Raw genomic sequence first — 21,821 nt, 5'->3', positions numbered from 1 at the left:
ATGGGCACCGACCAGGGCACCCGGCCCGGGACGACCGACCCCGAGGCCCCGCAGCGGATCGAGCCGTCCTACCCGAAGAACCGCGCGACGCTGGGTGGGCCGCGGCTGGGCCCGGTGGGCTGGGCCCGGTGGGCCTGGCGCCAGCTGACGAGCATGCGCACCGCCCTGGCGTTGCTCCTGCTGCTCGCCGTCGCCGCGATCCCGGGCTCGATCTTCCCCCAGCGCGGCGTGGACCCCGTCCGGGTCCGGCGCTACCTGGAGGACAACCCGGGCGCCGGACCGTGGCTGGACCGGCTCGGGATGTTCGACGTCTACTCCTCGCCGTGGTTCGCGGCCATCTACCTGCTCCTGATGGTCAGCCTCGTGGGGTGCATCCTGCCCCGGTCGGCCCAGCACCTTCGGGCCCTGCGGGAGCAGCCGCCCCGCACCCCCCGACGTCTGGGCCGGCTGCCGGTCCACCGGGAGGCCGAGGTCCCCGCCCCCGCCGAGGAGGTCCTCGTCGCCGCCCGGGAGGTGCTGCGGCGGCGCCGCTTCCGGGTCCGTCCCGAGGAGGACGGCGCCCTCGTGGTGTCCGCGGAGCGGGGCTACCTCAAGGAGACGGGCAACCTCGTCTTCCACCTGGCCATCCTCGGCGTGATCGTCTCGGTCGCCGTGGGCGACCTGTTCGGCTGGCGGGCCGAGGTCATCGTCAAGGAGGGGGAGACGGTGACGACCGGTCCCGCGGCCTTCGACACGCTTGACCTGGGGCCTCTCGTGGAACCCGCCGACCTGCCCGTGTTCTCGCTGCGGCTGGACCGGCTCGACGTCGAGTTCGAGGCGGAGGCCGAGGGCGCCCAGTTCGGTCAGCCGCGGGTCTTCGCCGGGGAGGTCACCGTCCAGGAGGGGCAGGAGGCCCCCGTCACCCAGGAACTGGCCGTCAACGCCCCGGTCGGCGTCTCGGGCACCTCGGTCTTCCTGCTGGGCAACGGGTATGCCCCCGTGGTCACCGTCCGTGACCCCGACGGCGAGATCCTCTTCAGCGACGCCGTGACCTTCCTGCCCCAGGACAACACCTACTCCTCCACCGGCGCGATCAAGGTGCCCGCCGCCGACCCCGGGCTGGGGTTCGCCGGCGGCTTCCTGCCGACGCTGACCTTCGACCCCGAGCTGGGACCCACCTCCGCCTTCCCCGGGCTGGTCGACCCCGCGCTCGTGCTCACCGCCTTCGAGGGGGACCTCTACCCCGAGGGGCGGGCGCAGTCGGTCTTCAGCCTCGAGACCGACACCATGGAGCAGGTGATGCAGGAGGACGGCTCGCCCACCCGGCTGCTCGTGCGCCCGGGCGAGGTCGTCGAGCTGCCCGGCGCCCGGGGCACCCTGGAGCTGGAGAGCGTGGTGCGCTGGGGCGGACTCCTCGTGCGGCACGACCCCGGCCGGATCCCCGCGCTGGTCTCCGCGGCGGCGGCGATGGCCGGGCTCATGCTCATGCTCGGGGTCCGGCGACGCCGGGTGTTCGTCCGGGTGGACCCCCCGGCCGGGGAGCGACGGCATACTGGGATCACCGTCGCCGCCCTTCCCAAGGGCACCGACCCCGGGCTCGAGGACCTGGCCGACCAGGTCCTGGACCAGATCGTGCAGGCGGCCGGCGGTCGCGCGACGCAGAAGGACGGAACCGTATGACGAACACCTCCCAGGCCCTGGCCTCCGACTACCTCGTCTGGGGCGCGGTCGTCGTGCTCGCCCTGGCCATGCTGGCCTTCTCGGTGCACCTGGCCGTGACGGGGTCCGCCCGCGGCCGCCGCGCCGACCGCCGCACGCGGGACCGTGCCCCCCAGACGGTGGTCGTCGGAGCAGGTGCAGGCGCAGGCGGACCGGCCACGGGCGGGCCGGACGCCGGCGCCCCGAGCGGCCTCGCCGCCCCCGGGGACGAGCCGGTGGACCGGCCGGCACCGACCCGACGGTGGGGCGTGGTCGGCCTGCAGCTGACCTGGCTGGCCACCTTCGCGGTGGTCGCGGGCACGGTCATGCGCGCGATGTCGGTCTCGCGCGCCCCCCTGGGCAACATGTACGAGTTCGCCCTCGTCACCGTCTCCTTCGCCCTCCTCGTCTACTCGGTGTGGAGCCTGCGCCAGGACCGGCTGTGGCTGGGCGCCTTCGTCGTCCTGCCGTCCCTGGTGATCCTCGGCGCGGCCCGGCTGTGGTGGTACACCGAGGCCTCCCAGCTGATGCCCGCGCTGGACAACATCTGGCTGGTCATCCACGTCACCATCGCCACCCTCTCCATCGCCCTGTTCACCATCGGCGCCGCGCTCGCCACGGCCTACCTGCTCAAGGACCGGGCCGAGCGGACGGAGGGGTCCCGCGGCTGGCTGGCGGCCCTGCCGGGCGCGCAGGCGCTGGAACGGATGACCTACGGCATCCACATCTTCGCCTTCCCGCTGTGGACCTTCGCCCTGGTCTCCGGGGCCATCTGGGCCGAGCAGGCCTGGGGCCGCTACTGGGGCTGGGACCCCAAGGAGACGTGGACGTTCGTCATCTGGGTCGTCTACGCCGCCTACCTCCACGCCCGGGCGACCAGCGGGTGGAGCACCCGCCGGGCGACCCTCGTGGCCCTGGCCGGGTTCGCCTGCGTCATCCTCAACTACACGGTCGTGAACCTGCTCATGACCGGCCTGCACAGCTACTCCGGAGTGAGCACGTGATCGCCTTCCGCTACACCGTCATGCGCCTGATGATCTTCGTCGGGTTCCTCGCTCTGTTCGTGCTCGTGGGGCTGGACCAGATCTGGGCCCTGGTCTTCGCGGCCCTCTTCTCGATGGTGACCTCCTACTTCCTGCTCGCGCCCGACCGGGAGCGGCTCGCCCGCGGCGTCGAGCGCAAGGTCGAGGAGCGGATGGCCCGCCGGGAGCAGAAGGTCGACGAGGGTCGCACCCTGGAGGACGAGGAGGACGCGGAGGTCGAGCAGCCCCGCAGGTCCGGCGAGGCCTGAGGAGGGTCCTCGCCGGGCGGGGTCAGGCCAGCGCGAGCCCCACGGTCAGCGCCACCGCATACCCCAGCTGCAGCAGCCCGGTCTGGGTGAGCGCGGGCAGCAGCTCCCGGCCGTAGGTCTGCCCGAGGACCGAGCGCACGGGGCGGACCGCCAGCGGCGCGGCCAGCAGCCCGACCAGCGCCGTGGGGTGCTGCACGGCGGCCAGCAGGACGGCGAGGAAGGCTCCGACGACCAGCCAGAGGTAGAGCCGGCGCGTGCGCGGGTAGCCCAGGCGCACCGCCATCGTCCGCTTCCCGGCGGCGCGGTCGCCCTCCAGGTCGCGCAGGTTGTTGGTCACGAGGATGGCCGAGGGCAGCAGGCCGCAGCCGATCGCCCCGCCGACCGCCCCCAGGTCGATGGTGTGGGCCTGCGTCCAGGTCGTGCCGAGGACGGCGAAGAGCCCGAAGAAGACGAAGACCATGACCTCCCCCAGGCCCCGGTAGCCGTAGGGGTTGCGGCCGCCCGTGTAGTGCCAGGCGGCCCACAGCGCGGCGGCGCCGGCCAGCGCCAGCCACAGCGTGTTGGACAGGGCCACCAGGGCCAGGCCGGCCAGGCTGGCCGCGAAGAAGCAGGCGAAGGCGGCCGTCCTGACGTTCCGGGGGTCGGCCACCCCGCTGCCGACCAGGCGCAGCGGCCCCACCCGGTCCTCGTCGGTGCCGCGGATGCCGTCGGAGTAGTCGTTGGCGTAGTTGACCCCCACCTGGAAACCGAGGGCCACGACGAGGGCCAGCAGACCCAGGCCGAGGTCGGAGCTGCCGGCGGCGTGCGCGGCGGCGGTGCCCACCATGACGGGGGCGACGGCGGCGGGGAGCGTGCGGGGGCGTGCCCCCTCGATCCACTGGGCGAGGGTAGCCATGGGGCGGGGCCTACAGTCCCTTCAGGAAGTCCGGGTCGTCGTCCGGGCCCAGCGGGCCGCGGGGCGGGCCGTCGCCGCCGCGGGGCCCGAGGACGGTGTCCAGGATGCTCACGGGGCGGCCGGCGATCAGCCAGGCGACGCCGCCGACGAGCGGGAAGAGCAGGATCATCACCAGCCAGAGGGGCTTGGGCAGGCCGCGGACCTTCTCGTCCTCGGTCTGCACCGCGTCCACGACGCAGTAGATCGTCAGCGCGATCAGCGCGACCGACAGGACCACCCTCAGCACGGACCGTCACCTCCTGCGGGAACGTAGCGAACCCTCATTCTGCCACCCCGGACCGACAGCTCCGTCATCCTGCGGGGCCGCCGAGCAGGCGGGCCACCCGGAGCCGGTCGGGCTTGCCCGAGGGGAGGAGGGGTATGCCGTCGCGCACCGCGACCCTGCGCGGCAGGGCGTGGCGGGGGAGGGCGGGGGAGAGGGCCTCCCGCAGCCGGGCGAGGTCGGTGAGGGGGGTGAGAGTCCTGTCGGCGGGCACGAGCAGGGCCGCCACGACCTGGCCCCACTCGGCGTCCGGGACCCCGACCACGGCCGCGTCCCGCACGTCCGGGAGCGCCCGCAGGGCGTTCTCCACGTCCCTCGGTTCGACCTTGTGGCCGCCGGTGACCACGAGGTCGTCGACCCGGCCCAGCACCTCCAGCCGGCCGTCCCGGACGCGTCCCCGGTCGCCCGTGACGAACCAGCGCCGGCCCTCCTGGACGACGAAGGAGGACGCCGTCAGCCGCGGGTCGTCGACGTAGCCGTCGGCCAGCACCGGCCCGGCGAGCAGCACCCGGTCGTCGACCGGGTCGGTGCGCACGAGGACCCCCGGCAGCGGGCGGCCGTCGTAGACGCAGCCCCCGGCCGTCTCGCTCATGCCGTAGGTGGTGACGACCCGGACCCCGGCGGCCCGGGCCGTGGCCAGCAGGCCCGGGTCGGCCGCGGCCCCGCCGAGAAGGACCGCGTCCAGCCGGGCGGCGGCCGCCCTGCCCCCCGGGGCGGCCAGCAACCGGTGCAGCTGGGTGGGCACCAGGGAGGCGTACAGCGGGACCCGCCCCACGCCGGCGCCGACCCCCTCCCCGGCCCGCCCGCCCGCGTCCCGCACGGCGCGGGCGAAGGCGTCGGCGGTGAAGGGCGCCTCCGCGTCCAGGGCCACCGGGACCGTCCCCGCGAGCACCGACCGGGCCAGGACCTGCAGGCCCGCCACGTGGTGCGTGGGCAGGGCCAGCACCCAGCGGCCGTGGCCCCCCAGCACCGTCGCGGTCGCCTCGCCCGAGGCGCGCAGGGCGGACCCGGCCAGCCGGACCCGCTTGGGCCGGCCCGAGGACCCCGAGGTGGCGACGACGACCGCCGGCCCGGGGCGCGCCACGGCCGGGTCGAGGATCCGACGCAGACGCGGGGCCAGGTCCTGCCAGCGCGCACCGGCCGGGACGACGAGGTCCTCGGGGTGCGCCGGCACGGAGGAGGACGCCGACGGGCGGACGTCCACGGTCAGCGGGGGGCCGGTGGCTCGAAGGAACGCTCGAGGTCGACGTACCAGCGGCCCTCGACCCGGGTCAGCGTGATGGTCTCCTGCCCCAGGGAGTCGGCGAACAGCGGGGAGACGTTGTCGCCGTCGACCACCGCGGTGTCGCCGTCGACGTCCGCCCCGGTGATCTGCAGCGCCTCGAGCAGGGTGGCGCCGTCCTCGTCCAGCCCCTGGGCGTCCACCTCCTCGGCGAGCACCGCGGGAAGCAGCTCGGTGCACAGCGCGTAGTCCTCCTCGACCTGCACCATCGGGGTCTGCACGTCGGTGAAGGAGATCATGTGGTCGCAGGCCGCGGCGTCCGCGTCCACCATGGCCACGAGGAACTGCCGGGCCACGTCGGCGGCGGCCTGCCCGTCGGCCCCGCCCTCGACCTCGTCCGGGTCGACGGTCGCGCCGGCCTGGTCCGGCCCCGCGGTGACGTCCGCGCCGTCCGGCGTCCCGCCGGGTGCCGGGGCCGACGACGTCCCCGGACCCTCGGTCGAGGCGGCCCCGCCGGTCGCGGGGGCCGCGTCCGGGGAGCCCTCGGTGGCCGGCGCCGTCGACGTCGGGCCGGGGGTGCCGCTCCCGCTGCAGGCCGACAGGGCCAGCAGCGCGGCGGTCGCGGCGATCACAGGTGTGCGTCGCACGGGTGGTTGCTCCCCTCGGCCGGACGGACGGCGGGCACCAGTCTCCCACGGCCCGGGGGCGAGGTCCCGTCGGCGCCGGTCAGTAGTACCAGGGGTAGCCGGACCAGTCGGGGTCGCGCTTCTGCAGGAACGAGTCCCGGCCCTCGACGGCCTCGTCGGTCATGTAGGCCAGCCGGGTGGCCTCCCCGGCGAAGACCTGCTGGCCCATAAGCCCGTCGTCGGTGAGGTTGAGCGCGAACTTGAGCATCCGCTGCGCGGTCGGGCTCTTGCCCATGATCTCCCGGGCCACCTGCAGCGCCTCGGCCTCCAGGTCGGCGTGGTCGGCGACGATGTTGACCGCGCCCATCCGGTGCATCGTCTCCGCGTCGTAGGCCCGCCCGAGGAAGAAGATCTCCCGGGCGAACTTCTGCCCGACCATCTTGGCCAGGTAGGCCGAGCCGTAGCCGGCGTCGAAGCTGCCCACGTCGGCGTCGGTCTGCTTGAACCGGGCGTGCTGCCGGGAGGCGATCGTCAGGTCGCAGACCACGTGCAGGCTGTGCCCGCCGCCGGCGGCCCAACCGTTGACGACCGCCACGACGACCTTGGGCATGGTGCGGACGAGCCGCTGGACCTCGAGGATGTGCAACCGGCCGCCCTCGGCCTTCACCCGCGCCTCGTCGACCCCCTGGGCCGTCGGGTCCGCGTCCGGTGCGCTGGCGTACTGGTAGCCGGACCGTCCCCGGATCCGCTGGTCGCCGCCGGAGCAGAAGGCCCACCCGCCGTCCTTGGGGGAGGGCCCGTTGCCGGTGAGCAGCACCACGCCGACGTCGGGGGAGCGACGGGCGTGGTCCAGCACCCGGTAGAGCTCGTCGACCGTGTGCGGGCGGAAGGCGTTGCGCACCTCGGGCCGGTCGAAGGCGATCCGGACGCAGCCGACGTCGCGCGCCCGGTGGTAGGTGACGTCGGTCAGCTCGAAGCCGGGCACCTCCTCCCACACCTGCGGGTCGAAGATCTCCGAGACGGTCCGCCGGGGGCCGGTGCCGTCGCCGTCGCCGCCGGCGGCGGGGGTGGGGTCGGGGGTGCGCTGCTCGTCCACGCCCGACACCCTAGCCCGGCGTGCCCGGCGAGCCGGGGGCACGGCCGCGGCCTACCGGGCCGCCGGGGCGACCCCGAGGGAGTCCAGCAGGTCGACGACCCGGCGGCGGATCTCGTCGCGGATCGGGCGCACCGCCTCCACGCCCTGGCCGGCGGGGTCGTCCAGCTCCCAGTCCTCGTAGCGCTTGCCCGGGTAGATCGGACAGGTGTCGCCGCAGCCCATCGTGACGACGACGTCGGAGGCCTGCACCGCCTCGGTGGTCAGGACCTTGGGGATGCCGCCGGAGATGTCCACGCCCACCTCGGCCATGGCGTGGACGGCGGCGGGGTTGACCGCGTCGCCGGGGGCCGAGCCGGCGGAGCGGACCTCCACCCGGTCGCCGCCGAGGTGCTGCAGCCAGCCGGCCGCCATCTGGGACCGGCCCGCGTTGTGGACGCAGACGAACAGGACGCTGGGGACGCTCACGAGATCTCCTGGGGGGCTGGGGTGCGGACGGGGAAGCGGCGGCGCAGGGCCAGGGACACGTAGACGAGGCCGACGAGGACGGGCACCTCGATGAGCGGGCCCACGACCCCGGCCAGGGCCTGCCCGGAGGTGACGCCGAAGGTCGCGATGGCCACGGCGATCGCCAGCTCGAAGTTGTTGCCGGCCGCGGTGAAGGCCAGGGTCGTCGTGCGCTCGTAGGACATGCCGAGGACCCACCCGAGCGCGAACCCCATACCCCACATGATCGCGAAGTAGAGCAGGAGCGGCACGGCCATCCGGGCCACGTCCAGCGGCTGGGAGGTGATCCGCTCGCCCTGGAGGGCGAAGAGCAGCACGATCGTGAAGAGCAGCCCGCGCAGGGCCCACGGGCCCACGACCGGCAGGAAGCGCTCCTCGTACCACTCCCGGCCCCGGGCACGCTCGCCCCAGACGCGGGACAGGTAGCCCGCCAGGAGAGGGATGCCCAGGAAGATCAGCACCGACTTCGCGATCTGCCAGGGGCTGACGTCCAGGGCCGCCTGCTCCAGCCCCAGCCAGCCGGGCAGGACCGTCAGGTAGAACCAGCCCAGGAAGGCGAACGCGATCACCTGGAAGACCGAGTTGAGCGCCACGAGCACCGCCGCCGCCTCGCGGTCGCCGCAGGCCAGGTCGTTCCAGATGACGACCATCGCGATGCACCTGGCCAGGCCGACGATGATTAGCCCGGTGCGGAACTCCGGCAGGTCGGGCAGGAACAGCCAGGCGAGGGCGAACATCAGCGCCGGGCCGGCCAGCCAGTTGAGCACCAACGAGCTGAGCAGCATCCGCCGGTCCGCGACCACGGTGTCCAACCGGTCGTAGCGGACCTTGGCCAGCACGGGGTACATCATGACCAGCAGGCCCAGGGCGATCGGCAGGGAGATACCGTCGATCTCCACCGCCCCCAGCCACGCGTCCAGGCCAGGCACGAACCGGCCGAGCAGCAGGCCGGCGACCATGGCCACGCCGATCCACACCGGCAGGTAACGGTCGGTCGTCGACAGCTGCGCGGCCGGCCGCGGCGGGGCCAGGGGAGGGGAGGTCATGGGGGTCCTCGAGGTCGCGACGGACGGGGCTGCATCGACGACCGTCGATGCATCGGGTATCCGCAGTCTTGCCCAGGGCTTCGATCCTTGTCAAAGTATGCAGATGAGCTCCCCCGTCCTTGCCGCCCCGGTCGCCGCGGGTGCGGCCTGCGCCCCCTCCTGCCGCCCGGCCGAGGGGCTGGCCGTCGCGGAGGCCGAGCGGCTGGCCGGGCTGCTCAAGGCGCTCGCGGACCCGGTGCGCCTCCGGCTCTACTCGCGGATCGCCGACGCCGACGGGGAGACCTGCGTGTGCGACCTGGGGGACGTGGGGGTCTCCCAGCCGACGGTGTCCCACCACCTGCGCAAGCTGCGCGAGGCCGGCCTCATCGAGAGCGAGCGACGGGGGACCTGGGTCTACTACCGGCCGGTCCAGGACGCGCTGGCCCCGCTGGGGCACGTCGTGCACTGGGCGTCCGCCGACTGACCCTCGTCCGGTGGGCGGGTGAGACCTGCCGGGCGGGCGGTCAGGGGCGGCGGGCGCGCACGAAGGCGCTGGCGAAGGTCCCGTCGAGGGCGTCGACCAGATCCTCCTGGGACATCCCGGTGGGCCGCTCGGCCGGGTCGACCTGCTCGGCCAGCTCGACGAGTTCCGCCCGGTCGTAGCGCCGGGTGATCTCCACCCCGGCGTCCACGAAGCCGGCCGCCACGAGGACGTCGACGTACTCCTCGACGTGCAGCGCCCCCGAGATGCACCCGGTCCACAGGGCCACCACCGGGGCCAGCTCGTCCCGGACCGGCCGCAGCAGGACGATGTCCGAGATCGCCAGCCGGCCGCCGGGCCGCAGCACCCGGTGGGCCTCCCGGGCCACCGCCGGCTTGTCGGGGGAGAGGTTGACCACGCAGTTGGAGATGACGACGTCGACGGCGGCGTCCGGCAGCGGGACCTGCTCGATCGTGCCCTGCAGGAAGACGGCGTTGGTCACGCCCGCCTCGGCCTGGTGTCGGCGGGCCAGCTCGAGCATCTCGGGGGTCATGTCCACGCCGTAGGCCGTGCCACCCGGAGCGACGCGGCGGGCCGAGAGGAGCACGTCCAGCCCCCCGCCGGAGCCGAGGTCGAGGACGTCCTGCCCCGGGGAGAGGTCGGCCAGGGCGGTGGGGTTGCCGCAGCCCAGCGAGGCGGCCAGGGCGCCCGCCGAGGGCGTGTCCGCGGGGTCGTAGAGGTCGGCGCTCATGGGGTCCTTGGCGCCCTCGCAGCACCCGCCGGCGGGTCCGCAGCCGCCGGCGTCGGCCGCGGAGGCGGGGGTGCTGACGTCGGTGAGGGACAGGGCGTGCCGGGCGGAGGCGGCATACCTCGTCCGGACCTGCTCGCGGACCTGCTCCTCGCCGTGACCGGCCGCGCCGGGGGTGGTGGTCGTGCTCACGGGGGTCCTCCTCGGATCGGGGTGCCTCCTTCCATGATGCGCCCTCGCCGACGTGGTTCGATGCGGTCATGACCCCGCTGCCCCCGCTGGACGAGCTCCTCGCCGCCGCCTCCGTGGTCGAGCTGCCGATGCGGGTGCGGTTCCGCGGCGTCGACCACCGGGAGGCGGTCCTGCTGCGGGGACCCCGGGGCTGGGCCGAGTGGGCGCCGTTCGTCGAGTACGACGACCGGGACGCCTCGCGTTGGCTGTCGGCGGCCGTCGAGCTGGGCTGGGGCCGGCTGCCGGATCCGGTCCGCACCGACGTCGGGGTCAACGCGACCGTCCCGGCGGTGTCCCCGCCGGACGTGGCCGGGGTGCTCGAGCGCTTCCCCGGGTGCCGGACGGTCAAGGTCAAGGTCGCCGAGCGCGGTCAGAGGCTCGAGGACGACCTGGCCCGGGTGGCCGAGGTCCGGCGGGTCGCCGGACCGCAGGCCCGGGTGCGGGTGGACGCCAACGGCGCCTGGTGGGTCGAGGAGGCCCGGGAGGCGCTGCGCCGGCTCGGCCGGCACGAGCTGGAGTATGCCGAGCAGCCGTGCGCCCGCGTCGAGGAGCTGGCCGAGCTGCGGGTCGCCCTGGCCAAGGACGGCACCGACGTGCCGGTCGCCGCGGACGAGTCGATCCGCCGGGCGGAGGACCCGCTGCGGGTGGCCCGGGAGGGCGCCGCGGACCTGGTCGTGGTCAAGGTGGCCCCGTTGGGAGGGGTCGCCCGGGCGCTGGAGGTCGTGGCGGCCTGCGGGCTGCCGGCGGTGGTCTCCTCCGCCCTGGACACGTCGGTGGGGCTGGCCGCCGGCGTCGCCCTGGCGGCCGCGCTGCCGCAGCTGGACCACGACTGCGGGCTGGGGACCGCCGCGCTCCTGGACGCCGACGTGGTCCCCGACCCGCTTCTCCCGGTGGGGGGCCGGCTGACGACGGCCCGGGCCGCGACGGTCCGCAACGCGGTCGACCCCGCCCTGCTGACGGCATACCGGGCCCCCGCGGAGCGGGAGCGGTGGTGGCGTGACCGGCTGGGGCGCGCGCACGCGGTCCTGGCCGCCGGCCCCGGGGTCGGTGACCGCTCGTCATGAGGTTTTTACCTGCTCGAAACGCGGGTAACGCAACGGTTACCCCGGCGCACCACCTGCCGAAACATCCTTGCCCTTGACTGTGGTGACCACGGTTCGTCGGCCCCGAGGGCGTGGCCGACGCGCCGTCCACCGCAACTCTTCAGGAGGCAACAGATGGAACTCACCGCAGGTGACGTCTGGGTCATGGTGTCGGCGGCCCTCGTGCTGCTCATGACCCCGGGCCTGGCGTTCTTCTACGGCGGCATGGCCCGCGCCAAGGCCGCCCTCAACATGGTGATGATGAGCTTCGTCTCGATCGGCATGGTCGGCGTGGTCTGGGTGCTCTGGGGCTACGGGATGACCTCGGCCCCCGGCGTGCTCGGCGGTCTCGTGGGCGACCCGTTCGCCGACCTGGGCCTGGCCGCGCACGTCGGCACCGCCGACCTCGTCGGGATCGGCTTCGGCGCGACCTTCGCGATCATCACCGTGGCGCTCATCTCCGGCGCGGTCGCCGACCGGACCCGCTTCGGCGCCTGGTCGGTCTTCGTCCCGGTGTGGGTGACGCTGGTCTACTGCCCGCTGGCCTTCATGGTCTGGGGCGGCGGGCTGCTGTCGGCCGACGGCGCCGTCGGGCGGGTCTTCGGCGAGGCCATCGACTTCGCCGGCGGCACCGTCGTGCACATCAACGCCGGCCTGGCGGCGCTCGTGCTCGTCTACATCATCGGCTCGCGGGCGGACTTCGGCCGGACCAAGGGCTTCCACAAGCCGCACAACATCCCCCTCGTCATGATCGGCACCGCGCTGCTGTGGTTCGGCTGGTTCGGCTTCAACGGCGGCGCCGCGGGCACCGTCGAGGAGGCCGGTCTGATCTGGGTCAACACCATGGCCGCCCCGGCCGCCGCGATGCTGGCCTGGATGCTCACCGAGCGGGTCCGCGACGGCCGGCCCACCTCGATCGGGGCCGCCTCGGGCGTCGTCGCCGGCCTGGTCGCCATCACCCCGGCCTGCGCCAGCGTCTCCCCGCTCGGTGCCGTCCTTATCGGTCTGGTCGCCGGGGTCGGGTCGGCCCTGGCGGTCGGGCTGAAGTACCGGTTCGGCTACGACGACGCCCTCGACGTGGTCGGCGTGCACCTGGTCGCCGGCATCATCGGCACCGTGGCCATCGGCTTCCTCGCCCTCCCGGTCGACGGGGCGGGCGGAGGCCTGCTCTACGGCGGAGGTGCCGACCAGCTCGTCGCCCAGCTGGCAGCGACCGTCTTCACCGTCGTCTACACCGGGGTGCTCACCGCGCTCATCGGGCTGGCGATCGCCCGCACCATCGGGTTCCGCGTGAGCCCGGAGGACGAGGCCCGTGGGGTCGACCTCTCCGAGCACCGGGAGTCCGCCTACGCCTTCGGCGACGGGGATGCCTCCGACGTCGTCGAGGAGGCTCGCGTCTAGCAGGACCGCGCGCGGGTCAGGGCGGGGCACCTCGAGTCGGGGTGCCCCGCCCGTCCGCGTCCCCGGCCGCCAGCAGCGTCAGCAGGATCCGCCGCAGCTGCGCCCGGTCGGGAGGGGAGAGGTCGGCCACGGCCGCGTCGCCGACGGCCCGACGCTCGTCCCGCACCCGCTCCACGAGGGAGCGCCCGGGGTTGGTGAGGGTCAGCAGCACCGCGCGCCGGTCCGAGGGGTCGGGGGTGCGCGCCACCAGACCCGCGGCCTCGAGCGCGTCGGCGACCTCGGTGGCCGACCGAGGGGCCACGCCCAGGTGCTCGGCGAGGGTCGACACCCGGGCGCCGGGAGGCCCGCCGCGCTCGGCGGCACGGCGGGTCAGCCGGGCCACCGCGAGCAGCCCCCGCTCCTGGTGGGGGGTCAGGCCGTGGCGGGCCGCCGCGTCGGCACCCACGCGTCGCCAGCGGCGGGCCAGCCGCAGGAGCAGGTCCACCTCGCTGAGGTCGGAGGGGTCGGCGAGGGACGGCATACCCCGGATCCTAAAGGTGAGGAAATAAAGAGGCAACCTCACTATGTTGTCACCTCCGAACAGGTCCTGGCCGCCGGCACCGACGACCGGCCCCGAACCCGAGGAGACACGGATGCACGACCCGACCCTTCCCCACGGCGCCGCCGGCTCCGGCGAACGGCGCGGCCCCGGCTCCGGTGCCCGTCCGGACCCCCGCGACCGCGCCCAGCTGGTCGCCCACCCCGTCAGCGGGCGACGCGTCCTGGCGCTCTTCTCCCCGCACCGACGCGCCATCGCCGGGGTGCTCGTCCTCATCGTCAGCACCTCGGCCCTCGGCCTGGTCGCCCCGTTCCTCGTCAAGGAGATCGTCGACGTGGCGATCCCCGAGCAGGACGTGCGGCTGCTGCTGGTGCTGGTGGGTCTCATGGTGGGCGCGGCGGTCCTCACCGCCGTCCTCGGCGTGCTGCAGACGTGGATCAGCACCACGGTCGGCCAGCGGATCATGCACCGGCTGCGCACGGACCTGTTCACCTCCCTGCAGAGTCAGCCGCTGGCCTTCTTCACCCGGACCCGTTCCGGGGAGGTGCAGTCGCGGCTGACCCACGACGTCTCGGGGCTCCAGGGCGTGGTCACCTCGACGGCCACCTCGCTGGCCGGCAACGTCGCCACCGTCGTCGGCACCCTCGTGGCGATGGTCTTCCTGAGCCCGGTGCTGGCGCTGCTCTCCCTCGTGGTCATCCCGCCCGCGGTCGTCGTCACCCGCTCGGTGGCCCGGCTGCGGCGCGACGCCACCGAGCGTCGGCAGCGGGCGCTCGCCGGGCTGCACGCCCAGGTGGAGGAGTCGTTGTCCGTCGGCGGGGCACGGCTGAGCAAGACCCTGGGCGCGGGGGAGCGGCTCGCCCGTCGGTTCTCCGACCACAGCGCCGGGCTGCTGGAGCTGGAGGTCGCCGCCCAGATCGCCGGTCGCTGGCGGACGGCCACCATGGGCATCGTCTTCGCCGTGGTGCCGGCCGCGCTCTACCTCGTCGCCGGTCTGCCCGTGACCGGGGCCGGGATCTCCATCGGCACCCTGGTCGCGTTCACCGCCCTGCAGGCCGGCATCTTCCGCCCGGTCATGGGCCTGCTCTCGGTGGGGGTGCAGGTCACCGCCTCGATGGCGCTGTTCAGCCGCATCTTCGAGTACCTCGACCTGCCCGTGGAGGTCGCTGAGCCGGACCCGGCGGCCGCCCGGCACCTGGACCCGGCCACCGCCCGCGGCGAGCTGCGGCTGGAAGGGGTCGGCTACCGCCACCCCGGGGCCGACCGCGACGCGCTCACCGACGTCGACCTGGTCGTCCCCGCCGGGTCCACGGTGGCCCTCGTCGGCAGCACCGGCTCGGGCAAGAGCACGCTCGCCTCGCTGCTCACCCGGCTCGACGACCCCACGCGGGGGCGGGTGCTGCTCGACGGGACCGACCTGCGGCAGCTGCCCTCGGCCGAGCGGGCCGCGGTGGTCGGCGTCGTCTCCCAGGAGACCTACCTGCTGCACGACACCATCCGTGAGAACCTGCGCCTGGCCCGGCCGGACGCCACCGACGAGCAGCTCGAGCAGGCTGCCCGCGACGCGCAGATCCACGACCACGTCCGGTCGCTGCCCGACGGCTACGACACGGTCGTCGGTGCCCGCGGACACCGGTTCTCCGGGGGCGAGCAGCAGCGGCTGGCCCTGGCCCGCACGCTGCTGCGCGACCCGCAGGTGCTGGTGCTCGACGAGGCCACCAGCGCCCTGGACACCCGCACCGAGGCGGCCGTGCAGGCGGCCCTGGGGCGGGTCGGGCGCGGCCGGACCGTCGTGTCGATCGCCCACCGGCTGAGCACCGTGCGCGACGCCGACCTCGTGGTCGTCCTGGACGAGGGCGCGGTCGTCGAGCAGGGCACCCATGACGACCTGCTCCGATGCGGGGGCAGGTATGCCGCGCTCGTCGCGGCGGGCGGGGTCGGCCCTGCCGCGGAGGGCGCGCCCGTCGCCCTCGCCGCCTGACGGCGTGGGCGACCCCTCGGAAGGCGTTCGCCACGCCCGCCGCGGGGCGATATCCTCGAGACGACGCTCCATCCGCCCCCAACCACTTTCGTGAGGTGTCCCGTGCCCACCGGCAAGGTCAGGTTCTACGACGAGGACAAGGGCTTCGGCTTCCTCTCCAGCGACGAGGGCGACGACGTCTTCGTGCCCCGCACCGCCCTGCCCGCCGGGGTCGAGACCCTTGCCCGAGGGACCCGGGTGGAGTTCGACATCGTGGCCGGGCGCAAGGGCGACCAGGCGCTCCACGTGCGGCTGCTCGACCCGCCACCCTCGGTCTCGCGCGGCCTGACGCTGCGCGACCGCAAGCCCGCCGAGGAGATGGTGGTCGTGGTCGAGGACCTCATCACCCTGCTGGACAGCACGTCGACCTCGCTGCGCAAGGGGCACTACCCCGACCGCGCCCACGGCAGGACACTGGCCAAGGCGCTGCGTGCCGTCGCCGACCAGTTCGAGGCCGGGAGCTGACGCCGGTGGCCGCGCCCAGGTCCGACGCCGTCCTGACCTCCGCGGTGGAGGTGGCCCGGCTGGCCGCCGAGGAGATCGCCGAGCCCGGCACCGTCGGGGACCACGTCGGCGTCGCGATGGAGGGCGACCGGGTGGCGACCCACTCCTTCGCCTGCACCGCCCGGGCCTACCCGGGCTGGCGCTGGGCCGTGACCCTCGCCCGCCCGCCGCGCGCCCGCAAGGCCACGGTCTCCGAGGTGCACCTGCTCCCGGGCGAGGGGGCGCTGCTCTCGCCCGAGTGGGTCCCCTACGCCGAGCGCCTCGCCCCCGGCGACGTCGGCCCGCAGGACCGCACGCCCTACGTCGAGGACGACCCGCGGCTCGAGCCCGGCTGGGAGGCCACCGGGGAGGAGGACGTCGACCAGGCCGCCCTCTGGGAGCTGGGGCTGGGTCGTCCGCGCGTGCTCTCGGCCGAGGGTCGCGAGGCCGCAGCCACCCGCTGGTGGGAGGGGGAGCACGGTCCCTCGAGCGAGACCGCCCGCAAGGCCCCGGCCCCCTGCTCGACCTGCGGCTACTTCGTGCCGATGGCCGGCGCGCTGCGCTCGGTCTTCGGCGTCTGCGCCAACGAGTGGTCCCCGGCCGACGGCTCCGTGGTCACCCTGGGCTTCGGCTGCGGGGCGCACAGCGAGGTGGACGTCGAGCGGCGCCCCCCGGAACGGATCGACCCGCCCGTGCTGGACGACGCCGCCGAGATCGAGTTCGTCGAGCGCTGACCGGCCCCCGGCGTCAGGCCTTGCCGAACGTCAGGCCATCTCCGCGTTGCCGCGCCCCCGGGCCAGGTAGACGTGCCCCAGGGCCCCGCCCACGAGGCCGGCCACCGGGACCCACACCCACCACTGGCGGCCCTCGGAGCGCAGCTCGGGGACGAGGAGCACGACGAGCAGCGCGACCCCCCACAGCAGCAGGCCCCAGCGGACGACCACGATGGTGCGCACCCGGCTCTCCGGGACCGTGATGTCGGTCGGTGACTGGGTCCGGGGCAGCTGGTCCACGGCACTACGCTAGCGGGCATGCCCGAGACCTCCGCCGGCGCCACCGTGCCCGGATCCGCCCCGTCCGGATCCGCCGTCGACCGATACTTCCGCATCTCCGAGCGTGGCTCGACCGTGACCCGCGAGGTCCGCGGCGGTCTGGCCACGTTCTTCACGATGGCCTACATCATCGTGCTCAACCCGCTCATCATCGGCACCGTGCCGGACGGGACCGGCGAGTTCCTGGCCGGCGGCGACCTGGCCGTCATCGCCGCCGTGACGGCGCTGGTCGCCGGCGTGATGTCCATCCTCATGGGCGCGGTGGCCAACTACCCGCTGGCCCTGGCCACCGGCCTCGGGCTGAACGCCTTCGTCGCCTACGGCATCGCCAGCCTCGACGGCGTGACCTGGGCGGACGCCATGGGCCTGGTCGTCCTCGAGGGCCTGATCATCCTCGTGCTCGTGCTCACCGGGTTCCGGGAGGCGGTCTTCCGGGCGATCCCGGCCCAGCTCAAGGTCGCCATCAGCGTGGGCATCGGGCTGTTCATCACCATCATCGGCCTCGTGGACGCGGGCGTCGTGCGCAAGCCGGCCGGCCCGGTGCCGGTCGAGCTCGGGGTCGGTGGCTTCCTCGCCGGCTGGCCCACCCTGGTCTTCCTCATCGGGCTGTTCCTCATCGCCGCCCTGCTGGCCCTGCGGGTCCAGGGCGCGATCCTCTACGGGATCGTCACCGCCACGGTGCTCGCGATCGTGGTCGAGGCGATCGTCCAGGTCGGGCCCCGCAACCCCGACGGCAGCAACCCCACCGGCTGGGGCCTCAACGTGCCCGCCCTGCCCGACTCCTGGGTGCGCACGCCCGACTTCAGCCTCATCGGTGAGTTCAGCCTGCTGGGCTCGGTCTCCTCGATGGGCCTGACCGCCGTGTTCCTGCTCGTGTTCACGCTCATGCTCGCCGACTTCTTCGACACCATGGGCACGATGGTCGCCGTCGGCGCCGAGGCCGGGCTGCTCGACGAGGACGGGAACCCGCCCAACACCCGCCGGATCCTCGTCGTGGACTCCCTGGCCGCCGCCGCCGGTGGGGCCGCCGGCGTGAGCAGCAACACCTCCTACATCGAGTCCACCGCCGGCGTGGGCGAGGGGGCGCGCACCGGTCTGGCCTCGATCGTCACCGGCGTGCTGTTCCTGCTCGCCACCTTCCTCTCGCCCCTGGTCGCCGTCGTGCCCCACGAGGCCGCCACCCCGGCGCTGGTCATCGTCGGCTTCCTCATGATGCAGCAGGTCACCGGGATCGACTGGGACGACCTGGAGATCGCCCTGCCGGCCTTCCTCACGATCGTGCTCATGCCGTTCACCTACTCGATCACCGCCGGCATCGGAGCCGGGTTCGTGGCCTACGTGCTGCTCCAGGTCGTGCGGGGCAAGGGTCGCCAGGTGCACGTCCTCATGTGGGTCGTCGCGCTCCTGTTCCTCGTCTACTTCGGGATCGACCCGATCCAGGGCTGGCTCGGTCTGTGAACGATCTCGTTAGGCCAGGCAATGACCTAGACTAAGGATCATGCCTGCGCCCGACCCCGAGACGTCCGCGCTGGCGCACGACCTCCGCATCGCGTGCATGCGCGTGGCGCGCCGGGTGCGCTACGACGCCGACAACACGATCCCGCCGCACCTGTTCAGCATCCTCGTCCGCCTCGCCGAGCGGCCCCGCACCGTCGGCGAGCTGGCGACCATCGAGCAGGTCACCGCCCCCAGCATGAGCCGGGCGGTCACGCAGGTGTGCGACTCCGGCTGGGCGGAGCGCTCGGCCGACGAGCACGACGGTCGCCTCGTCCGCCTCACCCTCACCTCCGAGGGGGAGGAGACGGTGCGGCGGGAACGGGCCCACCGGGACGCCTGGATGACCGAACGGCTGGAGGGGCTCACCGCCCCGCAGCGTCGGCTGCTGCGCGAGGCCACCGACCTGCTGGCCCAGGTGGTCGACCGGTGAGCACCATGTTCGCCGCCCTCGCGGTGCGCAACTACCGGATCTACGCCGCCGGCGCGCTCGTCTCCAACGTCGGCACGTGGATGGGGCGCGTGGCGCAGGACTGGGTGGTCCTGACCGAGCTGACGGACAACTCGGCCTCCGCGCTCGGCATCGTCACCGGGCTGCAGTTCCTGCCCATCGTCCTGCTGACCCCGATCGCGGGGGCCGTCTCCGACGCCTTCCCCAAGCGTCGGGTGATGATGGCCAGCCAGTCGCTCATGGGCCTGTTCGCGCTGATCATGGGGCTGTGGGTGCTCTCGGGGCAGATGGAGCTGTGGCACATGTACGTCATGGCCCTGCTGTCGGGCACCGCCGCGGCCTTCGACGCGCCGGCCCGGCAGGCCTTCGTCTCGGAGATGGTGCCCCCGGAGCGGCTGACCAACGCGGTGGGTCTGAACAGCGCCTCCTTCCACTCCGGCCGGCTGATCGGACCGGCCTCCGCCGGGCTCCTCATCGCCTGGCTCGGCACCGGACCGACCCTGCTGGTCAACGCGCTGACCTTCGCCGCCGTGCTCGTCGCCCTGCTGGCGATGGACGTCGACCTGCTCGCGCCGCCGCCGGACCGGACCGGGCAGGGGCGGGCCAAGGTCCGGGAGGGCGTGGCCTACGTCCGGCGGCGGCCGGACATCATCCTCATCATGGTGATCGCCTTCATGCACGGCACCTTCGGGATGAACTTCCAGATCACCAACGCCCTGATGGCCACCGAGATCTACGGCAAGGGCGTGGAGGAGTACGGCATCACCGGGTCGGTCATGGCGATCGGGTCCCTCGGCGGGGCGCTGCTGGCAGCCCGGCGCGACCGGCCGCGGTGGCGCCTGCTGCTGGGCTCCCTGGCCGCCTTCGCGGTGATGACCTTCTTCACCGCGACGGCCCCGACCTTCCTGCTCTACACCGTCCTGCTCGTGCCCACCGGCCTGACCGCCCTGACCGTCATGGTCAGCGCGAACGCCATGGTGCAGCTGTCGGTCGACCAGGCCGTCCGCGGCCGGGTCATGGCCCTCTACATGGCGGTGTTCTTCGGCGGGACGCCCCTGGGGTCCCCCCTGATCGGCTGGATCGGTGAGCACTGGGGCGCCCGCTGGACCCTGCTCATCGGCACCATCGCCTGCGGGCTCACAGCCGTCGCTGCGACCATCTACGTCATGCGCCACGACAACCTGCGGCTGCGGTTGAGGGCCAGCTGGCTGCGGCCGCTCGCCCTGGAACGTGGCACGCTGACCGAGCTCCTGCCCGAGAAGGTGATCTGATGAACGCCCGTGCCCGCCGCCTCGTCGTCCTGCTGGCCCTGGCCGCGCTGCTGCTCGCGCCCGTGCTGGCCACCCTGGCCTGATGCCGACCTTCACGACGAGGCCCACCCTCACCGGCACCCACGGGATGGTCTCGAGCACCCACTGGCTGGCCTCGCAGGCCGCCATGCGGATGCTCGAGCTGGACGGCAACGCCGCCGACGGCGCGGTCGCCGCCGGCCTCGTCCTGCAGGTGGTCGAGCCCCACCTCAACGGACCCGGAGGCGACCTGCCGCTGATCGTGGCCTCCGCCGACGACCCGGTGCCCCGCGTCCTCTGCGGGCAGGGCCCGGCACCGGCCGGCGCCACGCCCGACCACTTCGCCGCGGCCGGGCTCGACCGGGTCCCCGGCGCCGGCCCGCTGGCCACGGCGGTCCCTGGGGCGACCGAGGCCTGGCTGGTCCTGCTGCGGGACCGGGGCACGATGACCCTGGCGCAGGTGGCGGCGCCGGCCCTGCACTACGCACGGTCCGGTCACCCCGTGCTGGAGCGGGTCGCAACGACGATCGCCTCGGTGCAGGAGCTCTTCGAGCAGGAGTGGACGACCTCGGCCGACACCTGGCTGGTCGACGGGGCCCCGCCCGTGCCGGGCTCGCTGCTGGCGAACCCGGCCTGGGCCGACACCCTGGAGCGGCTGGTCGCCGAGGAGCGCGCGGCCGGCGGCACCCGGGAGCAGGGCATCGACGCCGTCCGCCGGGCCTGGTCCCAGGGGTTCGTGGCACAGGCCGTGGACGAGTTCGCCCGGCGCCCCTTCCGGCACCCCGGCGGGCCGGTGCTCCCCGGTGTGCTCACCGGGGCCGACATGGCGGCCTTCGAGGCCACCTGGGAGGACGCCGTCACGGCCGACTGGCAGGGCCACACGATCGCCAAGACCGGCCCGTGGGGCCAGGGCCCGGCCCTGCTCCAGGTCCTGGGGATGCTCGACCAGCTCGCCGCCTCGGGCACCGTCGACGCCACCGACCTCGACACCGTGGACGGCCTCCACGCCCTCGTCGAGACCTGGAAGCTGGCCATGGCCGACCGCGAGGCCTGGCTGGGCGACAGCGCCGAGGTGCCGACGGACGACCTGCTCTCGAGCACCTACCTGGCCGACCGGGCCGCCCTCGTCGGGACGACGGCCGACCGGACGCTGCGGCCCGGCTCGCCCGGCGGGCGCACCCCGAGGATCGCTGCGCAGGCGCTGGCCGTCGAGGGTGCCGGCGCCACCGACGCCACCGGGGGCGAGCCCACCGTGCCCGGCGCCCGCAGCACCGACCCCGTGGTGCGGTCCGACGGCACCGCCCGGGGGGACACCTGCCACGTCGACGTCGTCGACCGCTGGGGCATGCTCGTCTCGGCGACCCCCAGCGGCGGCTGGCTGCAGTCCTCGCCCACCATCCCCTCGCTGGGGTTCGCGCTCGGCAGCCGCCTGCAGATGACCTGGCTGGAGCAGGGCCTGCCCAGCTCCCTCGTCCCGGGCCGCCGTCCCCGGACCACCCTGACGCCCACGCTCGTGCTGCGCGACGGCATACCCGTCCTCGCCTGCGGGAGCCCCGGGGGCGACCAGCAGGACCAGTGGCAGAGCGTCTTCCTGCTCCGTCACCTCGTCGGCGGCCTGTCGCTGCAGGAGGCGATCGACGCGCCCCAGCTGCACACGACCAGCTTCCCGGGCAGCTTCACCCCCCGCGCCACCGAGCCCGGGGTCGTGGTCGCCGAGTCGCGCCTGGGCCCCGACCTGCTGGCCGGGCTGCGGTCCCGGGGGCACGAGGTCGTCGACGCCGGACCATGGTCGCTGGGGCGGCTGTGCGCCGTCGCCCGCGACCCGGGCACCGGCGTGCTCTCCGCCGCCGCCAACCCCCGCGGGATGCAGGGGTACGCCGTCGGGCGTTGACA

23 protein-coding genes are annotated in these 21,821 nt (G+C 74.3%); 13 read left to right on the top strand and 10 right to left on the bottom strand.

All coding sequences use genetic code 11. From position 1 onward, the window contains the following. Genes resB through FJR00_RS00210 form a run of 3 tightly spaced genes read left to right on the top strand, consistent with a single transcriptional unit; the run spans window position 1 to window position 2,968 of the window. Window positions 1–1,659, top strand: coding sequence for a cytochrome c biogenesis protein ResB (gene resB / locus FJR00_RS00220; RefSeq protein WP_141336960.1), 1,659 nt, complete (start codon window positions 1–3; stop codon window positions 1,657–1,659). After that, on the top strand, window positions 1,656–2,681 hold the full coding sequence (ccsB, locus tag FJR00_RS00215) for a c-type cytochrome biogenesis protein CcsB (protein ID WP_141336959.1): 1,026 nt from the start codon (window positions 1,656–1,658) through the stop codon (window positions 2,679–2,681). The genes resB and ccsB overlap by 4 nt, the downstream gene beginning before the upstream one ends. Then, window positions 2,678–2,968 carry a DUF4229 domain-containing protein gene (locus tag FJR00_RS00210; protein ID WP_141336958.1) on the top strand — a complete coding sequence of 97 codons (291 nt, stop codon included), beginning with the start codon at window positions 2,678–2,680 and terminating at the stop codon, window positions 2,966–2,968. The genes ccsB and FJR00_RS00210 overlap by 4 nt, the downstream gene beginning before the upstream one ends. A 22-nt stretch (window positions 2,969–2,990) precedes the next feature. Here the strand turns inward: FJR00_RS00210 and FJR00_RS00205 are convergent, their stop codons facing one another. The 7 genes from FJR00_RS00205 to arsB form a co-directional block, all read right to left on the bottom strand. Then, window positions 2,991–3,863 carry a 1,4-dihydroxy-2-naphthoate polyprenyltransferase gene (locus tag FJR00_RS00205; protein ID WP_141336957.1) on the bottom strand — a complete coding sequence of 291 codons (873 nt, stop codon included), beginning with the start codon at window positions 3,861–3,863 and terminating at the stop codon, window positions 2,991–2,993. A gap of 10 nt (window positions 3,864–3,873) precedes the next feature. Next, a complete protein-coding gene (locus FJR00_RS00200; RefSeq protein WP_141336956.1) occupies window positions 3,874–4,149 on the bottom strand; it encodes a PLD nuclease N-terminal domain-containing protein in 276 nt (91 codons plus the stop codon). Window positions 4,150–4,213: 64 nt separating this feature from the next. Beyond that, on the bottom strand, window positions 4,214–5,389 hold the full coding sequence (locus tag FJR00_RS00195) for an AMP-binding enzyme (RefSeq protein WP_238330211.1): 1,176 nt from the start codon (window positions 5,387–5,389) through the stop codon (window positions 4,214–4,216). 2 nt (window positions 5,390–5,391) lie between these two features. Further along, window positions 5,392–6,054: a hypothetical protein gene (locus FJR00_RS00190; protein WP_141336955.1), complete on the bottom strand. Its 663-nt coding sequence runs from the start codon at window positions 6,052–6,054 to the stop codon at window positions 5,392–5,394. Window positions 6,055–6,133: 79 nt separating this feature from the next. Continuing rightward, window positions 6,134–7,045, bottom strand: coding sequence for a 1,4-dihydroxy-2-naphthoyl-CoA synthase (locus FJR00_RS00185; protein WP_075957209.1), 912 nt, complete (start codon window positions 7,043–7,045; stop codon window positions 6,134–6,136). Window positions 7,046–7,180: 135 nt separating this feature from the next. Continuing rightward, window positions 7,181–7,540 (bottom strand): arsenate reductase ArsC, encoded by a 360-nt coding sequence (locus FJR00_RS00180; RefSeq protein WP_141337131.1) that lies wholly within the window; start codon window positions 7,538–7,540, stop codon window positions 7,181–7,183. Between the two features lie 50 nt (window positions 7,541–7,590). Beyond that, window positions 7,591–8,679 carry an ACR3 family arsenite efflux transporter gene (arsB, locus tag FJR00_RS00175; RefSeq protein WP_141336954.1) on the bottom strand — a complete coding sequence of 363 codons (1,089 nt, stop codon included), beginning with the start codon at window positions 8,677–8,679 and terminating at the stop codon, window positions 7,591–7,593. A gap of 103 nt (window positions 8,680–8,782) precedes the next feature. Here arsB and FJR00_RS00170 point away from each other — a divergent pair, with 103 nt between their 5' ends. Next, window positions 8,783–9,142, top strand: coding sequence for an ArsR/SmtB family transcription factor (locus tag FJR00_RS00170; RefSeq protein WP_141336953.1), 360 nt, complete (start codon window positions 8,783–8,785; stop codon window positions 9,140–9,142). A 40-nt stretch (window positions 9,143–9,182) separates the two neighbouring features. On the opposite strand, the gene arsM is transcribed toward FJR00_RS00170, so the two are convergent. Continuing rightward, window positions 9,183–10,079 (bottom strand): arsenite methyltransferase, encoded by an 897-nt coding sequence (gene arsM / locus FJR00_RS00165; RefSeq protein ID WP_141336952.1) that lies wholly within the window; start codon window positions 10,077–10,079, stop codon window positions 9,183–9,185. Window positions 10,080–10,147: 68 nt separating this feature from the next. Between arsM and FJR00_RS00160 the strand changes: the two genes are divergently transcribed. Further along, the gene (locus tag FJR00_RS00160) at window positions 10,148–11,182 is read left to right on the top strand and encodes an o-succinylbenzoate synthase (protein ID WP_141336951.1); all 1,035 of its coding nucleotides are present in this window, start codon (window positions 10,148–10,150) and stop codon (window positions 11,180–11,182) included. Between the two features lie 153 nt (window positions 11,183–11,335). After that, window positions 11,336–12,601: an ammonium transporter gene (locus tag FJR00_RS00155; RefSeq protein WP_141336950.1), complete on the top strand. Its 1,266-nt coding sequence runs from the start codon at window positions 11,336–11,338 to the stop codon at window positions 12,599–12,601. 16 nt (window positions 12,602–12,617) lie between these two features. On the opposite strand, the gene FJR00_RS00150 is transcribed toward FJR00_RS00155, so the two are convergent. Beyond that, window positions 12,618–13,121 carry a MarR family winged helix-turn-helix transcriptional regulator gene (locus tag FJR00_RS00150; RefSeq protein ID WP_075957170.1) on the bottom strand — a complete coding sequence of 168 codons (504 nt, stop codon included), beginning with the start codon at window positions 13,119–13,121 and terminating at the stop codon, window positions 12,618–12,620. Window positions 13,122–13,233: 112 nt separating this feature from the next. Between FJR00_RS00150 and FJR00_RS00145 the strand changes: the two genes are divergently transcribed. The 3 genes from FJR00_RS00145 (at window position 13,234) to FJR00_RS00135 (ending at window position 16,376) form a co-directional block, all read left to right on the top strand. Next, the gene (locus tag FJR00_RS00145) at window positions 13,234–15,120 is read left to right on the top strand and encodes an ABC transporter ATP-binding protein (RefSeq protein ID WP_141336949.1); all 1,887 of its coding nucleotides are present in this window, start codon (window positions 13,234–13,236) and stop codon (window positions 15,118–15,120) included. A 102-nt stretch (window positions 15,121–15,222) separates the two neighbouring features. After that, window positions 15,223–15,624 carry a cold-shock protein gene (locus FJR00_RS00140; protein WP_141336948.1) on the top strand — a complete coding sequence of 134 codons (402 nt, stop codon included), beginning with the start codon at window positions 15,223–15,225 and terminating at the stop codon, window positions 15,622–15,624. A 5-nt stretch (window positions 15,625–15,629) separates the two neighbouring features. Beyond that, window positions 15,630–16,376 carry a DUF3027 domain-containing protein gene (locus FJR00_RS00135; protein ID WP_141336947.1) on the top strand — a complete coding sequence of 249 codons (747 nt, stop codon included), beginning with the start codon at window positions 15,630–15,632 and terminating at the stop codon, window positions 16,374–16,376. 30 nt (window positions 16,377–16,406) lie between these two features. Here the strand turns inward: FJR00_RS00135 and FJR00_RS00130 are convergent, their stop codons facing one another. Beyond that, the gene (locus tag FJR00_RS00130; RefSeq protein WP_141336946.1) at window positions 16,407–16,655 is read right to left on the bottom strand and encodes a DUF2530 domain-containing protein; all 249 of its coding nucleotides are present in this window, start codon (window positions 16,653–16,655) and stop codon (window positions 16,407–16,409) included. Window positions 16,656–16,673: 18 nt separating this feature from the next. Between FJR00_RS00130 and FJR00_RS00125 the strand changes: the two genes are divergently transcribed. The 4 genes from FJR00_RS00125 (at window position 16,674) to FJR00_RS00110 (ending at window position 21,819) form a co-directional block, all read left to right on the top strand. Beyond that, on the top strand, window positions 16,674–18,152 hold the full coding sequence (locus FJR00_RS00125) for an NCS2 family permease (RefSeq protein WP_141336945.1): 1,479 nt from the start codon (window positions 16,674–16,676) through the stop codon (window positions 18,150–18,152). Between the two features lie 40 nt (window positions 18,153–18,192). Then, on the top strand, window positions 18,193–18,621 hold the full coding sequence (locus FJR00_RS00120) for a MarR family winged helix-turn-helix transcriptional regulator (RefSeq protein ID WP_075957166.1): 429 nt from the start codon (window positions 18,193–18,195) through the stop codon (window positions 18,619–18,621). A 5-nt stretch (window positions 18,622–18,626) separates the two neighbouring features. Then, window positions 18,627–19,910, top strand: coding sequence for an MFS transporter (locus tag FJR00_RS00115; RefSeq protein ID WP_141337130.1), 1,284 nt, complete (start codon window positions 18,627–18,629; stop codon window positions 19,908–19,910). 82 nt (window positions 19,911–19,992) lie between these two features. Then, complete coding sequence (locus FJR00_RS00110) at window positions 19,993–21,819, top strand: gamma-glutamyltransferase family protein (protein WP_141336944.1); 1,827 nt, start codon at window positions 19,993–19,995, stop codon at window positions 21,817–21,819. Window positions 21,820–21,821 lie beyond the last annotated feature (2 nt).

This window comes from Ornithinimicrobium kibberense (assembly GCF_006519705.1).
In the GTDB taxonomy this organism is placed as follows: Bacteria; Actinomycetota; Actinomycetes; order Actinomycetales; family Dermatophilaceae; genus Ornithinicoccus; species Ornithinicoccus kibberensis.
The sequence above is the reverse complement of the archived record's forward strand: the minus strand, read 5'-3'. Positions and strand labels throughout refer to the sequence as shown.